21 protein-coding genes are annotated in these 15,869 nt (G+C 36.6%); 2 read left to right on the forward strand and 19 right to left on the reverse strand.

The annotated features are described in order from the left end of the window. Positions 1–194 precede the first annotated feature (194 nt). From AC0VZ4_RS25130 to AC0VZ4_RS25200, 15 genes are all read right to left on the reverse strand, one after another. Positions 195–434 carry a hypothetical protein gene (locus AC0VZ4_RS25130; RefSeq protein WP_475442310.1) on the reverse strand — a complete coding sequence of 80 codons (240 nt, stop codon included), beginning with the start codon at positions 432–434 and terminating at the stop codon, positions 195–197. A gap of 12 nt (positions 435–446) precedes the next feature. Then, a complete protein-coding gene (locus AC0VZ4_RS25135) occupies positions 447–668 on the reverse strand; it encodes a hypothetical protein (protein ID WP_475442311.1) in 222 nt (73 codons plus the stop codon). A gap of 21 nt (positions 669–689) precedes the next feature. Next, the gene (locus tag AC0VZ4_RS25140) at positions 690–1,001 is read right to left on the reverse strand and encodes a hypothetical protein (RefSeq protein WP_475442312.1); all 312 of its coding nucleotides are present in this window, start codon (positions 999–1,001) and stop codon (positions 690–692) included. 70 nt (positions 1,002–1,071) lie between these two features. Beyond that, positions 1,072–1,524, reverse strand: a complete 453-nt coding sequence (locus AC0VZ4_RS25145; protein ID WP_475442313.1) for a hypothetical protein — start codon at positions 1,522–1,524, stop codon at positions 1,072–1,074. 4 nt (positions 1,525–1,528) lie between these two features. Beyond that, entirely contained in the window at positions 1,529–2,824 is a 1,296-nt protein-coding gene (locus tag AC0VZ4_RS25150) for a hypothetical protein (RefSeq protein ID WP_475442314.1), read from the reverse strand. Next, positions 2,824–3,240, reverse strand: coding sequence for a hypothetical protein (locus AC0VZ4_RS25155; protein ID WP_475442315.1), 417 nt, complete (start codon positions 3,238–3,240; stop codon positions 2,824–2,826). Before AC0VZ4_RS25155 ends, AC0VZ4_RS25150 begins: the two co-directional genes overlap by 1 nt. 3 nt (positions 3,241–3,243) lie before the next feature. Continuing rightward, on the reverse strand, positions 3,244–3,531 hold the full coding sequence (locus tag AC0VZ4_RS25160; protein ID WP_475442316.1) for a hypothetical protein: 288 nt from the start codon (positions 3,529–3,531) through the stop codon (positions 3,244–3,246). 9 nt (positions 3,532–3,540) lie between these two features. Next, entirely contained in the window at positions 3,541–4,020 is a 480-nt protein-coding gene (locus AC0VZ4_RS25165) for a hypothetical protein (protein ID WP_475442317.1), read from the reverse strand. Continuing rightward, positions 4,020–4,325 carry a hypothetical protein gene (locus AC0VZ4_RS25170; RefSeq protein ID WP_475442318.1) on the reverse strand — a complete coding sequence of 102 codons (306 nt, stop codon included), beginning with the start codon at positions 4,323–4,325 and terminating at the stop codon, positions 4,020–4,022. The genes AC0VZ4_RS25165 and AC0VZ4_RS25170 overlap by 1 nt, the downstream gene beginning before the upstream one ends. Continuing rightward, the gene (locus AC0VZ4_RS25175; RefSeq protein WP_475439682.1) at positions 4,315–5,532 is read right to left on the reverse strand and encodes an IS4 family transposase; all 1,218 of its coding nucleotides are present in this window, start codon (positions 5,530–5,532) and stop codon (positions 4,315–4,317) included. The genes AC0VZ4_RS25170 and AC0VZ4_RS25175 overlap by 11 nt, the downstream gene beginning before the upstream one ends. A gap of 92 nt (positions 5,533–5,624) precedes the next feature. Continuing rightward, a complete protein-coding gene (locus AC0VZ4_RS25180) occupies positions 5,625–6,164 on the reverse strand; it encodes a hypothetical protein (protein ID WP_475442319.1) in 540 nt (179 codons plus the stop codon). Continuing rightward, positions 6,145–6,543, reverse strand: a complete 399-nt coding sequence (locus tag AC0VZ4_RS25185) for a hypothetical protein (protein WP_475442320.1) — start codon at positions 6,541–6,543, stop codon at positions 6,145–6,147. Before AC0VZ4_RS25185 ends, AC0VZ4_RS25180 begins: the two co-directional genes overlap by 20 nt. A gap of 141 nt (positions 6,544–6,684) precedes the next feature. After that, positions 6,685–7,098 carry a hypothetical protein gene (locus AC0VZ4_RS25190; protein ID WP_475442321.1) on the reverse strand — a complete coding sequence of 138 codons (414 nt, stop codon included), beginning with the start codon at positions 7,096–7,098 and terminating at the stop codon, positions 6,685–6,687. Between the two features lie 149 nt (positions 7,099–7,247). After that, on the reverse strand, positions 7,248–10,577 hold the full coding sequence (locus tag AC0VZ4_RS25195) for a UvrD-helicase domain-containing protein (protein ID WP_475442322.1): 3,330 nt from the start codon (positions 10,575–10,577) through the stop codon (positions 7,248–7,250). 96 nt (positions 10,578–10,673) lie between these two features. Next, on the reverse strand, positions 10,674–11,006 hold the full coding sequence (locus tag AC0VZ4_RS25200; protein WP_475442323.1) for a hypothetical protein: 333 nt from the start codon (positions 11,004–11,006) through the stop codon (positions 10,674–10,676). A 59-nt stretch (positions 11,007–11,065) separates the two neighbouring features. Between AC0VZ4_RS25200 and AC0VZ4_RS25205 the strand changes: the two genes are divergently transcribed. Beyond that, positions 11,066–12,484, forward strand: a complete 1,419-nt coding sequence (locus tag AC0VZ4_RS25205; protein ID WP_475442324.1) for a ParA family protein — start codon at positions 11,066–11,068, stop codon at positions 12,482–12,484. Positions 12,485–12,498: 14 nt separating this feature from the next. Beyond that, positions 12,499–13,440 carry a ParB/RepB/Spo0J family partition protein gene (locus tag AC0VZ4_RS25210; RefSeq protein WP_475442325.1) on the forward strand — a complete coding sequence of 314 codons (942 nt, stop codon included), beginning with the start codon at positions 12,499–12,501 and terminating at the stop codon, positions 13,438–13,440. A gap of 243 nt (positions 13,441–13,683) precedes the next feature. Here AC0VZ4_RS25210 and AC0VZ4_RS25215 read toward each other — a convergent pair whose 3' ends face one another. The 4 genes from AC0VZ4_RS25215 to AC0VZ4_RS25230 all read right to left on the reverse strand — a co-directional run bounded on the left by AC0VZ4_RS25215 (position 13,684) and on the right by AC0VZ4_RS25230 (position 15,406). After that, on the reverse strand, positions 13,684–14,091 hold the full coding sequence (locus AC0VZ4_RS25215) for a hypothetical protein (protein ID WP_475442326.1): 408 nt from the start codon (positions 14,089–14,091) through the stop codon (positions 13,684–13,686). A gap of 577 nt (positions 14,092–14,668) precedes the next feature. Beyond that, a complete protein-coding gene (locus AC0VZ4_RS25220) occupies positions 14,669–14,872 on the reverse strand; it encodes a hypothetical protein (protein WP_475442327.1) in 204 nt (67 codons plus the stop codon). A gap of 14 nt (positions 14,873–14,886) precedes the next feature. Then, on the reverse strand, positions 14,887–15,129 hold the full coding sequence (locus tag AC0VZ4_RS25225; protein ID WP_475442328.1) for a hypothetical protein: 243 nt from the start codon (positions 15,127–15,129) through the stop codon (positions 14,887–14,889). Between the two features lie 13 nt (positions 15,130–15,142). Further along, positions 15,143–15,406 (reverse strand): hypothetical protein, encoded by a 264-nt coding sequence (locus AC0VZ4_RS25230; protein WP_475442329.1) that lies wholly within the window; start codon positions 15,404–15,406, stop codon positions 15,143–15,145. Positions 15,407–15,869: the final 463 nt, after the last annotated feature.

Consider the following 15,869-nt stretch of genomic DNA (forward strand, 5'->3'; position numbering starts at 1 on the left):
AATTCAAGGGTACGAAATAGCAATATCTAATCTAAATTAGCTTTGTAATTAACACAAGCACGTAAAACATCGCAACTTTTGCTTATTCATTGCTAGCCTGAATTGTACTGGCTCAGAAATGCGCCGGATAAATAAGTCAAGATGAAGGTTACTCGATAGGTAAAGAGGGGGACTGGTCGATATTCCAATGCGCCTTATTCCCAACCGACAACGTATTGAGGCTCTTTCATATCAGCGATGTAATCACCAAGCGTACATAAAAACTTGCCATCTTCGGTTGATAGCTTCATGTCTAAACGTGATGACAAATCATCAACCTCTCCCAGATCATGCTCATCTAGCCCTGTGTAGTTATGTAATATTTTTATTGCCTCATCTTCATTTGCAGCTAAAACTATGTCGTTTTCACCAACCTGATACGGGTTTAATTTCATGATAAATGCCTCTCATTCCAATATAATATTACTGCACAGTAACGGCAATATATCGCTGTTCTGCTCGACTCGAAATCCATATATAAAAATATGGCCGCTACCATCAGGCTCAATATGAATAGTTGTATAAAGCATTCCTATGATCCAGTCCTCTTCTGGACAACCACATTCGTCACTTTGTCTTGACTCAATGAACTCATAGCAATTACTCATTTGTTCAAACGAACCATTCATATTAGCTACTTCCAATACTAATTAAGCAGCTTTTGGTACTGCAAAAATGCCAACAGGACCATCTTCTGTGTCATGAATAGACAGTAAAAATGAGTTAGGCACATCACATGTAGGTCGCCAGTCGGAACAATCGCAATTTCCTTCATCATACCACCTGTAACTTTGCTCTTTCGTGGCACTGCCTTCAAAATAATCAATGAAATAAGTAATTTCATTTGATTCACACCACACATCAATTTTTACCTGAGAAATACCTTCGCCCCAATTTGGAAGTTCAGGATGTACCCACCAACCATTTTCGTCACGCTCAACTTTTACGGCTTTTATACTCATTTTTAGATCCTATACTCCAATGAGAGATGTCATGGCAATTCATTGCCCTCACTAATGTGATATTTCAAAGTTATTTTGGTTTAGTGAAGCGCCAGCGTTCAATATTTATGATGCGTTCAGAGCTTTGTATGTCTTGATTGAACACTTCATTTTTATCGACATTCCAACCACCGGAATTCATTTCACTCAACGTTGCATAAAACATTTTAATTTCTGAGTCATTAGCTATATTAAGTTTGAAAGTGCAATCTTTGATCTCGTTATTAAAGTTAGTTATTGGCCATGAGAAACTACTCGCCTGACAAGTAAGGAGCTTGCTTCCAAAATTCAGCTGTTTATAATTTGTTGGCGTAATTTCTATTGCCTTTAATTTCAGCGAGTCCAATTTTGATTTATTGGCCACTAACTTGCTCTCTCTTTCAAGCATTTTAATTCTTGCTTGGTCTTTAGCTATCTCTAATTGTGCGTTACCCAACGCGAAGTCTGCATACATTGCTAATATTATTAAGGTCATATACTTCATAAGATTAGATCACCGGCTCATTATCTGTTGAATTGTTTAGGCCTAGATCATTATCACAATAATCTAGCAGACCAGTTTTTCTAATAAACTCACTTAACTCCATTGCATCTTGTCGCGTCAACCCCGTGTCAAATGCTATTTCAGAGAGCTTATTCAAGCCATTCGCAACATCACGAGTGGTAGCTTCCACCAGCTCGCGGGCTAGCTTATATTTGTCAACAACCATATCAACTAATGTGTTGTTTACTTTAATATTAGAGTAAGCCGAAATAGTATCTGAAAATGCCATTTTAAAAGGTGTGTTTGGATCATGATTGATATTGAATATTTCTTGTGGTGCGATGTTCCAAACTCCTCCCGACTCTCTAAATTTCAAATTCTGTGCAGATACATCTTTTTGACCAAGCAATTGTGTAAATAAAGCCCGTTTATAAATTTCAGCTCCTAAGTCATTAACAACCTTTTGAGCACTTTCATTAATATCCATGAAGTTTATATTTTCATAATTTGATGCTTGATATGCATCTGAAATTATTGCTGCAATCGGTACTGTATTATACATTAACGAGACGCACCGTTCTTTATTTACAATTTGTTCCCCAGTAACTTGGCCTACATAGAATGACCCGTCCCCTGGTTCCAATTTAACAGCTATTGCTGACTCTATCCCACATTCATTCATTAAATTCTGAATAAAGAGGACTTCGTTTGCTGATCTTTCTGTTGCATGCTTTTGGAGTGTGCAATAAACATGGCTGCCATCAAGTTCTAAATATGTGCTTACTACGTGGTAGTCTGAATTAGGATGGTACATAGCGCTTAAATCATTATTTGTCAGATCACCTACCTTACCTGAATCTATTTTGTCCAAAAGATTTATAGCAGCATCCATATCTGGTAGTTTATTTTTTTGTTGGGTTTGATCGTAATTAAGTTGGACAGCCCCAAAAACACCACGAAACTTAGTGAGGTATTCAATTTGTTGGAATTGGTCGAGTTTATAAAAATCATCACTAATTTTATTTAATAAACTCTTATTGCGTTCACTGGGCAAAAATTGCTTAAAATAGCTTGGAACCAGCCCTTTATTGTTGTTTGCAGGCAATAGCGTCAGACCCTTCGTGTTTTCAGCGACAACAGGCAAAAGTCTTGGATGCTCAGCAACATAGTCAGGGTGATAATTAAAACCTATTAATGGGGCCTTCCTTTTTAATGAATTATCTCTAAATAATGTACCTACCTCAACAAACTTCTGTGCTTCATTGATCCAACGCGTTACATTAATACTATCGAAAGTCATTAGCCTATCTCATTAAAAAATTTCTTACTCAGTGATTTCATACGCTCTAACTGCCTCTCTTTTTCTTTCCTACGCAATTCATTGATTACAATTTCAATATAACGAATATCCTCTACTTTTCCAGATGATATCGCGTTAATTATTTCAGGCCACACGCCCATTTCTTGGATTGTTGCTGCAAATACACCTACCGATACCGAGGGTTTGCCTGATTCAGCAGCTCCTAATGTTTTGCGCGTTACTCCATTTCTAAAATACGGAGATAGTTTAATTTCCGCAAATCGTTCACTACTTCTTACACCAGCTATTGGATGTGTTTTCCTGTAATTTCGTATTATTGAACCAAGCAGTTCTAAATAATTGAGAACGTGCTTGTCGGTTGGTGCTGGTGTGTCATCAAAAATACTGTCGGACATGAGCTAACCTATCAACAAATTAAAAATTTCAGGTTTTTTAGCTCTAGCCACGGAAGTATGAATTTCTTCAAATAAATGAAGTAGCTCTAGTCTCATATTTTCATTGCTGGCCAATTTAGACATTAACGATAAAACCATTACATTTTCATCGGTTCTTACTTGCTGTCGATAGTCTTCTAATTCAATTTCATTTATTTTGTTATTATTAACCAAAGTTTTAATTACCGTTGTATATTCTTCATTTTTGGACATTAAAATAGCCAAAAACAGTTCTTTTGCCGAAACCATCATATGCCCCACTTAGTTACACATTTCATCTTGCATTGAAGACTCACCACTCCAAATACCTAACCCTTTACACATAGCCATCTTTTGAAGAAACACGTAGTATTTATTACGTGTTTGTTTATAATCAAACTTATACCAGCCTTTCGATACCATCAAATAAGTTAACTTTTCTCTATCTACATATACATCACCAGAGAAATGCTGACTCTCATGATCAAACACCTTAAGATGTAATTGTGTAATATTTTTATCTAAAAGGTTCTGTAGTCTTTCACAGGCGTTTAAATGGTGTTTTTTACATAAAATGTTTTCTTCTGTATCGAAATCAATATCCATTAACTTCAACATTACTAGTCCAGATGGCCTGGTGTGGTCAGCTGGAATTTCAAATTCAATTAGTGATGGGGTTATCACAGTGGCTTGGGATATGTTGATTGTCTTATGTAGCAAGTTTGCACTAACAGAAAAGCTAAATACAGACAGAAATATCATTAGATTTCGCATTTTCCCTCCGTAATATCTCCATCGCGCCTTGCCCACTTTACAGCACTAATTGCTTTTCTATTTTTAATATCTTTTTGCACTAATGGATCGAAATTAGAGAAAAAAGTTACATCCCCTATTTCCTCAATACAGGCAACGTTAGTTAAATAATCTATAGGATTAGTTGTAACATCATTACTAACTGGGAACATAAACGCTAAAGTTAAATCGAACTGCTTTTGATAATAAATTCTATATAAATATTTTGGTGTCGTTACCCTAAGGGATCCCCAAAAATAATCATTAAGTTTCAATTACATCACTCACATCCATATTTTTCCAATTGAGTTGCACTACCACTTGTGCGAAATAGGCGAGCCCTTCTAAATAATCTCGCCGTCGCAGTTTAATGGACTGTTTTTTGAAGTATCGCAACCCAACAAATGCCCATGACACTACTCGCCTGCTTTTGGTTGAGTTAGCTTGAAAAGATCCTGTCTTTCCTGCTTTGTCTATCACTGCACCCAGCATCATTGAGAACCAATGCGCCAGTGTTGCGAGCAGTAAAAGTATGTCTAATCGGTAGAGTTTGTTCGTTCTGTGTAGATCTGAGCCTAAGCCGAACCTAACACTTTTTTGATCTCGAAATCCGGCTTCTATTTGCATTCTCATACCATATAATTTGAGCACTTTTTCGAGAAAGTGGTGCCTTTTTGGAAGTGAAGAAACGAGTAGCCAAGGCTCCTTATAACCACGTTTTTTATCTCTTTTTAATAACTTATGCCCCTTGCCAACCAGCACTGCATGCGTTTGATATTTTGCACTTTTGGTCAACTCGGTCGCGCCAAGATACTGGCTCTTACGTTGATTGCTCTTGAATAGTGACTGGCATGGAACAAACTCATCGCTGCCCTGCGTTTTCAAGTGTGCCGTACCTCGAACTCGGCTAATATAATGCCAGCCATTGTTTCGCACGGCTTTGAGCCAAGGAACTTTAAAGCCCGCATCCGTCACAATGACGGGCCGGCAATCACTCGGCAAGATCAGTTTGAGCATCTTCAAGAACCGTTTTTGTACTTTTGGGCAATGATATTGAAAGCTGAGTGCACTTTCCTGATACAGGGTTAAAGAGCGACCTTCACTGACAATGCTGGCACGCAGAATACAATATTTGGTTTGTGTATCGGCATGACTCCAATCAACCAAAATGACGGGATGCTTTTCAGTGACCACAAAACGGCTTAAGTGAACATAAACCGTTGTTGATTCACGTAAAAGCTCGTGGTTACTGAGCAGTCGATCAATACGTTTAATATCATGTTTTTCAGTGGTTTTTGAATTCAAATTGCGACCGATAGACGTCAAGGTGCATTGCTGACAGTGCAAAAGAGATTTAACGGCAGCGACTAGAGTATTAAATCTGGCTTTATGAATTGATTTAGGGGTGACAGCGCGGAGCATATTGTGCAAAATAGTAAAAGCATTCATGGTGTTTAGCTCTGTTGTTTGTAAGTGATTCATAAGATCACAAAACACCATGAATGTTCCCTCGCTTCCCACATTTTTTAATACTGTTAGTTTATTGATATATAAAGGCTAATTCTGGGGATACTTTAGGTCGTTACCCCACCTATTACAGCTCCTGGAACTGCACCGTAAATCGCTATTATTTCACCTTTTTCATCAAACATTTTTCTTTCTAACAGATCGGTGTTAAACAAAAGAGCATTAAGTGGACCGCGCCAGACTTTATTTGGTACTGCGATGGTATTCAGAGTCGTGAAAGCATCTTCAACTTCAGATTCGTGTTTTATAATTTGATATGGTGCAATCAAGTAAGCTTTATCGAGCCCACTAACATCAAATAAGTTTAAATCGACCTGCTGCTCATTTTTTAATTGAATGGTTTTCTTATGTGAACCAGTATTTACTATATAATTTTCATAGGGTTTTTTAGCAACATTATATACGGAGAAGACTGGCGTTTTCTTTTTGCTACTATAGCCATGCAACATGTTCAATGTTGCATCACAAATTACATGAGCGTTTGCATATAAAGGTAAATAAACTTTCAATTCATTACACTCATTAGCTTTTAAATGCATTGGGAAAAGAAGCAATGATAGTGAAAGGCTAAAGTACATCTTCGTCATAGTAAGGTTCCCCATTAAACACTTTGGCATCACCAATTAAGACAGCTTCTTTAGCGTCAAGACCACTCTCACCGGCATTTAGTGGATCAACCACGCAATATTCAATTTGAGTCCAGCCTTTGTTATGTGAAACATTCATCAAAATCACTTTTGATAAGCCACGTATAGTCGCTTCAAACTCTTCATAAACTTTTGGTAAGCTGATGCAATCTGTATTACATTCAATTGCAACACTACTGCTACCGGCTTCAGCTACAACGTTATTAATTAAATCTACATCGGTTGACAAAATATTCACTAGAAACAATTCAGCAGTATTGCTTACAATTACTTTCTTCAAATCAGAAACGACCGTTTTGCTTTCAATATTATTAATCACTATTACCACCTTATATTATTACTTAACTGATACCACTTGCGCGCGCGGCTTAGATAATATTTCACCCTTAGACTTTTCTTTTGAGTGGAAAATTATCACACGGGCAATTACTACGCTTTAACAAAGTCACTATTCTTTAATTTAGTTAGGTTTTAGCTGTGCCATTTTTATTTGTTTGGTTATATCGCCCCATTCCCAATCTGCAGTTACAAAAAAGTTATTGTAAAAATCACTACTAAAAATTTGCTTCGCGTTATTAAAAATATCTGCAGAGACCGCATTTATTTGACGCTTTGTGCTATATCTAAGAACAGCAATTGCTCCCTGCTCTATAACTGAAAGGTTAAACGTCTTTCCATTTAGACATAGAACTACGTCAGTGCCATTTTTATCATAAATGTAGAAGCCAAATTCTGTACTTTCTGCAAGATCAGTTACTTCTTTTCCGAACATATCCAAAAGCATATCTCTTATAACTTGGGCGAAACTGTATTGTTTTTTTAAATCACCAATGACACCGTACTCTGGTTTGTTTTTGAAAAATTTATTCATCATATTTATCCAATAGAAATTAATACTAGTAACTGAGTTACTAGCGCCACAATTGGCACTCCAACTAGCCACTCCATAAGCTTAGCCTTCCTTACAAGTGCAAATATGGTTACAACCATGATGCCGATTAGAGCTATATATACCCATTTCATTTAGCCACAGTCCTCTAAAATGTGTGAACCTGTTGAACCTGTAAAATACAACATAGTGTCTACTCGTTGATTCCCCTTAACTTCTTTGTATGCTTGAGCATACATCTTTAATTTACCTCTATGAGCGGACTTTTCTGCAGCAATAAAGCTTTCTGTATTATTGTTTAATCCCATTTCTCCACTCTTCCAATTTACGATATGGCCAACACCATCATTCGTAGAAAACCCCTTATCAACACGAAGCATATGGATTACTCTATTTTTCCGGAATGCCATTGTGAACTCAATGCTATCGTCAATATGGCTAGATGATAAATATTTGAATTTTTCACATTCCAATAAACTTTTTATCTCTGCTTTTATTCTGTTTACCGAAGTTATTAACTGATCTCTGCCCAATGAAAGTTCTTTTAATGACGCAAGTATAATTCTTGAATATCCATCGACACGTAATGCAGACCAGTTTTGTAAGCCATCTTTGTTTATTTGCTCAATTATTTGATGTATCACAACTCCTTCTATTTTGCTCACTGGTACTGACCATTGAATGCCGTGAGTTAATTTAGTAGTGTTTTGCTTGCCTCTGTACGCGGCTAGAGTATTACGAGTCGGAAGAGCGTGGTTTATATCAGCGTCAATAACAGAAACATTGGTTGAAATTAGGCATTTATCTAGTAAATTGTTATTTTTCTTACTTTCATGCAATACCAGCTCTTCATTTACAACATGGGCCAAAACTCCAAACATCGAACCATTACTTGGTATCTTCAGTTCATCAGAAGCCGTGATACCTATTTTCCCACATAGAAAGACTTGTTTTGCTGCTCTTGTTACTGCAACGTAGACCAAGCGAATTAACTCTTGCTGCTCGCGTTCTTGCTTTATTTTTTGTAAAAAATCATGGTACCCACAATCTAGTGACTTTATCCCCACCGACTCACTACAGGCCATAACACCCATTGCATCTTCCCCACCAATTGATGACCATGCAAGTAATTTACTTGGCGTTGAGGGGCCTCTTTTATGCATACCTGGTATAAAAACATAATCAAACTCCAAACCTTTTGATTGATGTATTGTCATTAACTCAACATTAATGTGCCCTTCTACATCACTAATGCATTCTAAATTAGGCTTTGCATATAAGCTGTCAAGTTGGCGCTCTAGCCATGCTAAAGAAATTTCTGACATAGATGCGTCAACGAATAAATTGAAAAGTGCATCTACACTTTCTATATCCTGCTTATTTTTAGCTAGTGATGGACCATGCAACTGATACCAAAGACCAGTAAGTAAAGTATCAAAATCTTGACGGTGCTTGTTATCAATAGCGTTGTTAATATGTGTAATAACAAATTCAAAACGCTGAGCTGCATCATCATTAAATAAACTTACCGCTTGCTCATCATTAACAGCCAAGTACGGGTCTGGGTTTAAACTTAAAACTTTTTCTATTTCACGATGAGTCAACCCGACCAACCCGCTATTCAATAGTGTCAACCATGCTAATTTATCTAAATCGTCAATTAATACTCTTACTAGCGAAATGGCCGTGATACAGATAGTTTCTTTAGCTATTTTTTTTATTTTAACAGTGTTCGCACTAATTCCATCGGTTGCTTGCAATGCTTCAATGGTACTTCTTAAACTATTACGCGTCCTGCCTAAAATACCTATTGATGCATTTGGATCTCTTGCTGATATTGATTTAACTTGTTCTACAATAAACTGTGCTTCAGCATCCGAATCATGATCATCAATAAAGCCATGCATCTGCACAGGCGCTTCACATTCACCACTTACCTTCACGGCTTTACTACTTTGATATTTGCAAGCACCTAACAATACGTTATTAGTTTCGGGAAATGCCTTACTAAATACGTCATTCACCCACTCCACCACTCCAAAAGTAGATCTAAAGTTTGTCTCAAGTATCAAAGTTGACAGCCTTTGGTTACCGATCCCCTTTTCAGCTTCCATAAATCCAGTGACGTTAGCACCACGAAAACCATAAAGTGATTGCATTGCGTCCCCCACTAAAAATAATGTATTTAAATCCTCTTCTGCCCAGGAATCAGTCAGTAACTTCAACATCAGTAATTGGTTGTCATCCGAGTCCTGAAATTCATCTACTAATATATGTTTAATCATCTGGCTTTTGATTATTGCAGTCGAAGTATTCTGTCCACTTTCACTATCAAGAGATCTAATTGCATTTAATGTTATTTCAGTAAAATCAACTTCCCCAACGTCTTTAAACGTCAGCGTTAAATTAGCCAATAACAATGGCAATACATCAAATGTGGCTTTAAGAAGTTGCCATTCTGAATCTTTAAATGTTGGATCTGGTATAGCACTTAATGCAATTAAATCGTCACAACAATTATTTGCTAAATGCTGTAAATCACCCGTTAGTGTGGCCTTATCATCTTTATTCATCGATGGGCTAATACCGTTATTTTTAGTAAATTTCTTTTTTGGTTTTTTTGCTGTCGTTAGTAATAACTTGCTTAAATAGTTAAGAATTTCGCTATCTTCTATTACAGAATTAGTAAATCCATATTTGATGAAATCAGATATTTCAGTTGGTAAGTTAACTAAATTAGCTAATACTCTTTTAATTTCCGGTTCTTCCTTAACCAAGCTTAAATAATTCTGATGAAGTATTTTCTCTATAAACATCGTCCTTTGAACCTCTAAGCACTCCTTTTGCTTCACTTTTTCTTCAAATAAAATTGGAATCCAACGCTCACGGGTTTCTAACATTTCAATTAATAACTTTTCAACTTTTGACACTTTATTTCCGAAATGACTTAGCAAGGCACAAATAGATGCCCCATGCTGCTCATTACTGAGCAAATCAAGTGTCTCTTTAACAGCTCGTTGATAAATATAGTAAGGATCACTACAAATGTTCTTTGTTGCCAATTGACTTTCATGCTCTGTTACATTGCTTACAAGCATACGTTTACAAAAACTATCTATGGTGCTTATCTGTAGCATATTTACATTATGTTCAATATTCCAACCGCGGGTGCGTGAATTTGATAAAGCTTTAGTAGCCAATTCATAGTTTTCTCTTTCAAAATCATTTGTTGGTGTTACTCCTGATTTTGCTCGCTCTATTGAAGTTATTACCCTTTCGGCTAGTTCTTTTGCAGCTTTATTGGTAAAGGTCATAGCTTGAATTTCGCGAGGATGCTCAACTAAACCTAATAGTGTCAAATAGTAATTGGTTAAAAGGCCAGTCTTCCCAGATCCTGCCGGTGCTTTTATAAGTTTACTTTCCAGTTTCATTGCACTTTTACGCGCCGCACTATCAACTAACATAACGAATACCTATTTAAATAATGACCATATAACCAATATATCGAACTATCTAATTGCTTCAGAAAAAGCAGGGCAACACTCTATCTGATTATATTTTTAACCTGTAAATAACCACTTGAGAAAATAACTAATGAAAAATATGAACATAATTACCACCCCAATAAAAAAACCTTTTTTAGCAATCGCTAATGCCAATACAGCATGAATGCATTGGAGTCCTTTTGTAATAAAGCTACTTTCGTATTTCACATTTAACCATTCTGTTACAATGTGCTCGTTAAGTTGCCAACCAATGATTGCAGCAAATAGCATTATGAGCAGTGGGAATATCTGTAACTCGCCTGCGAACTCCAAATTTGCATATTTTTCAATTAGCAGTAGTACTGCAACCATCAGTACCAATACAATTAATCCAGTTAAAATTGCCATACAGATCACCTATTACCTTTTCGTTTAATTCCCCTCCATCATATCAACTCATAAATTTTATGCAGAAAAAGAAGGATAGTTGCTTACGCTGCTATATCTTAATGATTACAAGCACAAAGCGGCCAAGCCTTGTACGTGTTGGTTTTTGGTTGTACGTGTTGATTTTAATGACACACCAGACTAATATGGGTTATCTATACATGTTGAAGGAAATAATGATGAGTGAAGTGTCGGCGGAAAAAACCTTACTTGAGCTAAGTGTGTTAGCGGGTATATCTCGGGGTCGCTTGAACGAAATCAAGACTCAGCAACTTAAAGCTGGTACCAATGAAAACAGAGAGTTCAGAACATATTCGAAAGCAGAAGCGCAAGCATGGTTGAATATAAAACATACAAATACATTTACGCGCAACTTAAAAGCGCTCGAAAATAGTGATAACCCTATACAATTTGAGCGGGAATCAAACGGCCACTATAAATTCACAATTCAAGACTTACATAAAATTGCTGATGCAATGGAAATCCCGCGCTTCGAGCGCAAGGACGGTGATAAATGCCAAGTTCTTGCTTTGTCGAATTTGAAAGGTGGAGCAGGTAAATCTACGGCTTCTGTTCACATAGCTACGGGTTTAGCTCTTAACTATAACAAGCGCTATCGAGTAGCATTCATAGATTTAGATCCGCAAGGCACAGGAACAATGTTTGGAGTACCAGATCTATCTGATGAGGACTTCTCGGTTGGGGATATAATGCAAGGTAACTACGAGTTATCTGATGGTGAGACTGAGAAAGAATTTGTAAAAAGTTGCTTCAAAGAAACTCACATTCCTAATCTTCATTACTTACCTGGTCGCGTGTCAGACTTCTTTTTTGAAAGTGTTGCAGAGCAGATGAGTCTTGCATCTAGCAATGGTCATGATGACAAAAGTAGGGTTTACCGAATATTAAAGGAGCGTATTATTGATGCTGTTTCTGATGAATTCGACATCATTATTCTCGATACTGCGCCATCATTGAATAAGACTTTTTATAATGCGATATACGCTTCAACGACCCTTTTTATTCCAGTTATCCCTGAGTTAGTGGCATTTGATGCTACTCTTAAGTATTTGGAGCGATTAAAAGAAATTTACCAAGTCGTAGCTGAAGCTGGGCACAAAGGTCTTGATTATATAAGGCTTCTAGTGACTAACTTGGATTACTCAGGTAACCCACAAACAATCACTGTACATAGAACGTATTTCCAAGATTTGAAAAACCTATATTCTGATCGTGCTCTTTCTTACCCAATAAAGCATTCAAAAGCAATCCCTATTTGTGCTGATAACTTTATGACTGTTTTTGAAATGCGCCCTGCAGAATACTCAAAGAGCCGCACTCAATTGCAAGGGGCAGTAACAAATCTAAGTGATGTTGTAGATGAAATTGAAGCTCTTTGTTGCCAGGCATGGCCGTCCACCGCGTCAAAAATTATTTAAAGGTTAAGTTTACCATGGCAAAAAAAAGATCAATGCTGAATCCATCCGAGCAGCGACCTGTAGATATTGAAGCAATGCTCGCATCAGGTGCTAACTCATTCGTAATCGATTCTCCAATACGTAAAGGCGTTAAAATTAAACTTCGCCTTAAGGAGTTTATAGGCGAGGAAATTTTAGAAAAAACTGAAGTTCTTGAAAGTAATTTACGTAATCAAAAATGGTTAACTGAAAAATCACTAGCTCCACTGATCAAAAGTTTAATGCTGACGGGCCAGATATCACCAGCTGTAGGTCGGATAAATGCCGACAAAATTACGGTAATCTACGGTTCAAGGCGGCGAATGGGAGTTTATTTTGCTGGCGTTACATACAAAGTTCTCGTAAGTGACGACATCACGGATGAAGAAGCAAAATTTATTAGTGATGCAGAAAATATTTCAAGCAAAATTTCGTTAATTGAACGAGGTGCAATTTGGACCAAATACAAAGACGAAGGCTTATCTTACAGATCAATTGCTCAAGATGTTGAGAGCGGTGATGTTTCTCACACAATAATAAAAGCCGCGTGTGATGGATATTCATTACCTGATTCAATAATAATGCTCTACCCATCAATTAATTGTATCGGTAGACCTACGATAAATAAGCTTTGTGCTGCATTGAAGAAAAAAAGTGATAAAGAAATAGCAGAACACATTAAGTACAGACATAGTGATCTAATTAATGATTTACAATCAAAGTACGAAAATAATGGCGAAATAGACTGTTCAAAGTTGACCAAAGAAATTGAAAAATTTTGTAACCCACCTGTTATACCTAAAGTACTGAGCTGGCCAAAAGAAGTCATTATCAAAAATAATGAAGCCGGTAATGTTAGTTCTATTGTTTTTGAAAAAGAGCTGACTGTAGCTCAAGCGGAAAGTCTGAAAAAATATATTGCAACTTTACTCAATTAGTATTTTCAATTTTAAGTGGAGTGTTGCGTGTGTTTACAGTTTACACCAACACTTTTTTCATTACACCCTTCTTTATTTAATTACCCAATCTTCCTTCTTGATAGGCTGATGACTCGTTTTTGTATCATCGGTCCTTAAAACACCAAGCAGCTCTAGCTTACTCTTAATAACCCGACTTATAGTGCTGTAGTTATGCGCCAACTTGTCTGCACTAGTCCCATCTAAGTATGCCCTTACGTCACTTTAATTCAAATTAAAATCAATTCTATCAGTACGATAAACCTTATTTTTCAATTCGAAATTTTCCAGACTTAGCCCTAACAACCTTAATTTTTTTAATGTCTGCTCTTCGGACATGTTACCTTGATTGGCTATATCGCTAATAGATAAACCTTGGCCATAAGAAATAAGCTGCCTGTAGCTCAACGGTGAATCCCTGCTCGCTTTTCTCAAAACACCAAGCTGATCTATTTTTTTCTTAAAAACCTCTCTTGATATGCCACGTTCCTTTGCCAAATTATCAACAGACGCCCCACCTAGATAACTGATAACATCATCACGGTGAATATTAACTTCTTTAGGGTTTGGCCTAGTTAATCTTAAAGTGCCTTCAGGGGCGTGCTTGCGGCGTACATCAATCGGGCCATACACTCTGATTTCTTTACTATCGAAGTCCCATACTGTACTGCAATTTTGAGATACAATTTTTTTGTCAGCCAGCCGGTAGCAAGCAATAACCTAGACTTTGATTTATCAATCTCAACATAATAGTTAAGTCCATTTTCTAACTTGCTTCTTTTCACAAGATACAGCATAGAACACTCCAACTTAGTTCCAACTAAAACCTCGCGACCATTATTTAAATTCTCTCGAATTTAAAAGATAAATGTGCTGTGTCGCTGTAAGAAAATTATGGTTTCAGCGACTTACGTCACAAATATATCTTATCATTTATTCTCTTGGCCTCTTTATAAAGCAATAATACGCAGCGTGCACGGTGGAATATCAAAATCATGTAGCTGCATGCGTTATATATAGTGATCTGCTTGATGCATCTAATAATTGTAAAAATATACTCCGAGGGCACAGAGCCCCCAAAATATTGCAATCAATAGGTGAGTATTTCTAATAAAGAAATTTTCATTTCCAGAATGTGATTTGATATTACTTTCGTTAATTTCTTCGTTAGCCATAACTTACTCCTCGTTCCTAAATACTAATTTATAGTTTATGCTGTAGAATTTTGACGTTCTAGATAAGAGGCCATTTGCCAACCCTCCAACCAATCATCAGCAAAATCAGTATCAATTTTTCTATAGGGATTATCTTGATACGCAATCCCTAACTTGTAATCTAATGTACCACGCTGCCAAGCTGACTGTGAAGCGTTCTGTCGCTGTTGTAACAAAGTAGGGTTCAGCGACACGTTCATAATCAATTTCCCCTTTACTTATTTGGGACAGCGTTTTTGATGAAGTCTTTTATTAAACGATTAAATTCACTGCCCGCAGTATCATCTTTACCGCTTACGACTAGTTCAAAACTCTTTGTCAGAAAAACGGTTAATTCATCATCCATACCATCGATGACAGTTCCAGCAAAATCAATAAATTCGTCAACGTTAAATTCAATGCCTACCATTTTTGCAGCAGCTAAATGAAGACCTGTAAAATCAATATCTAATTCCATATAATTCCTACGTTTAATTAATATTTGCGTAAGCGTCATAAAAGCTTTTCTCTTTTGAAAGAGATAAGCCATTTTTTACAAATTCTGTCATCAAGTTCCAGCCGTAAACTGAAATAGAAATCCCAAATTTAGTTGGTACAGAACAATACCAATTCGCACAATCGCAACTAAGTGTTGGGCGCTGAACTTTAGTCATTGCAAGGTCTTTTAGGCTTTTCTTTGCGTAGCCCAGTGCGCCTAAAATCAGAAAGCTTAAACTTTTTTTGATTTTGCTCATAATACTTACGTTCTCTAACTAAAAGAATTAAGATTGCAACAAGAATCAAGATACCAAGGATCGGATAAGGTTGGAAAAGTATATAAAATACTACCAAACCAGTAAAATTTAATAATATATTACCTAATAACATAACAATCTCCTCTGTAAATCTGCACAGAAGTTCTCATGGTCTCTGTCGTATGGGTTATTAATATAGTCAATAGCCATGTGATGCTCTCCCTCATTCCAATGTGTTAATTTATAACTGAAGATTCTGCTAATGATGGCTCAAGCTCGATCAACTTCAATCTTTGATTGTTATAATATTCAGCAAGCCTTTTGTTTTTAATAACAGCTAATTGTGAAGTGTCACCATCTCAATTAGCTCTTTCTTCACCCAGCTCAACAATATCCGCTTCTACTGCTTTGAATGCAGCATTTAAATCACTGAATTTAGCTACTTCGGCAATAATCTGGTTCT

The organism is Pseudoalteromonas sp. QJM3NY_22 (genome assembly GCF_056173065.1).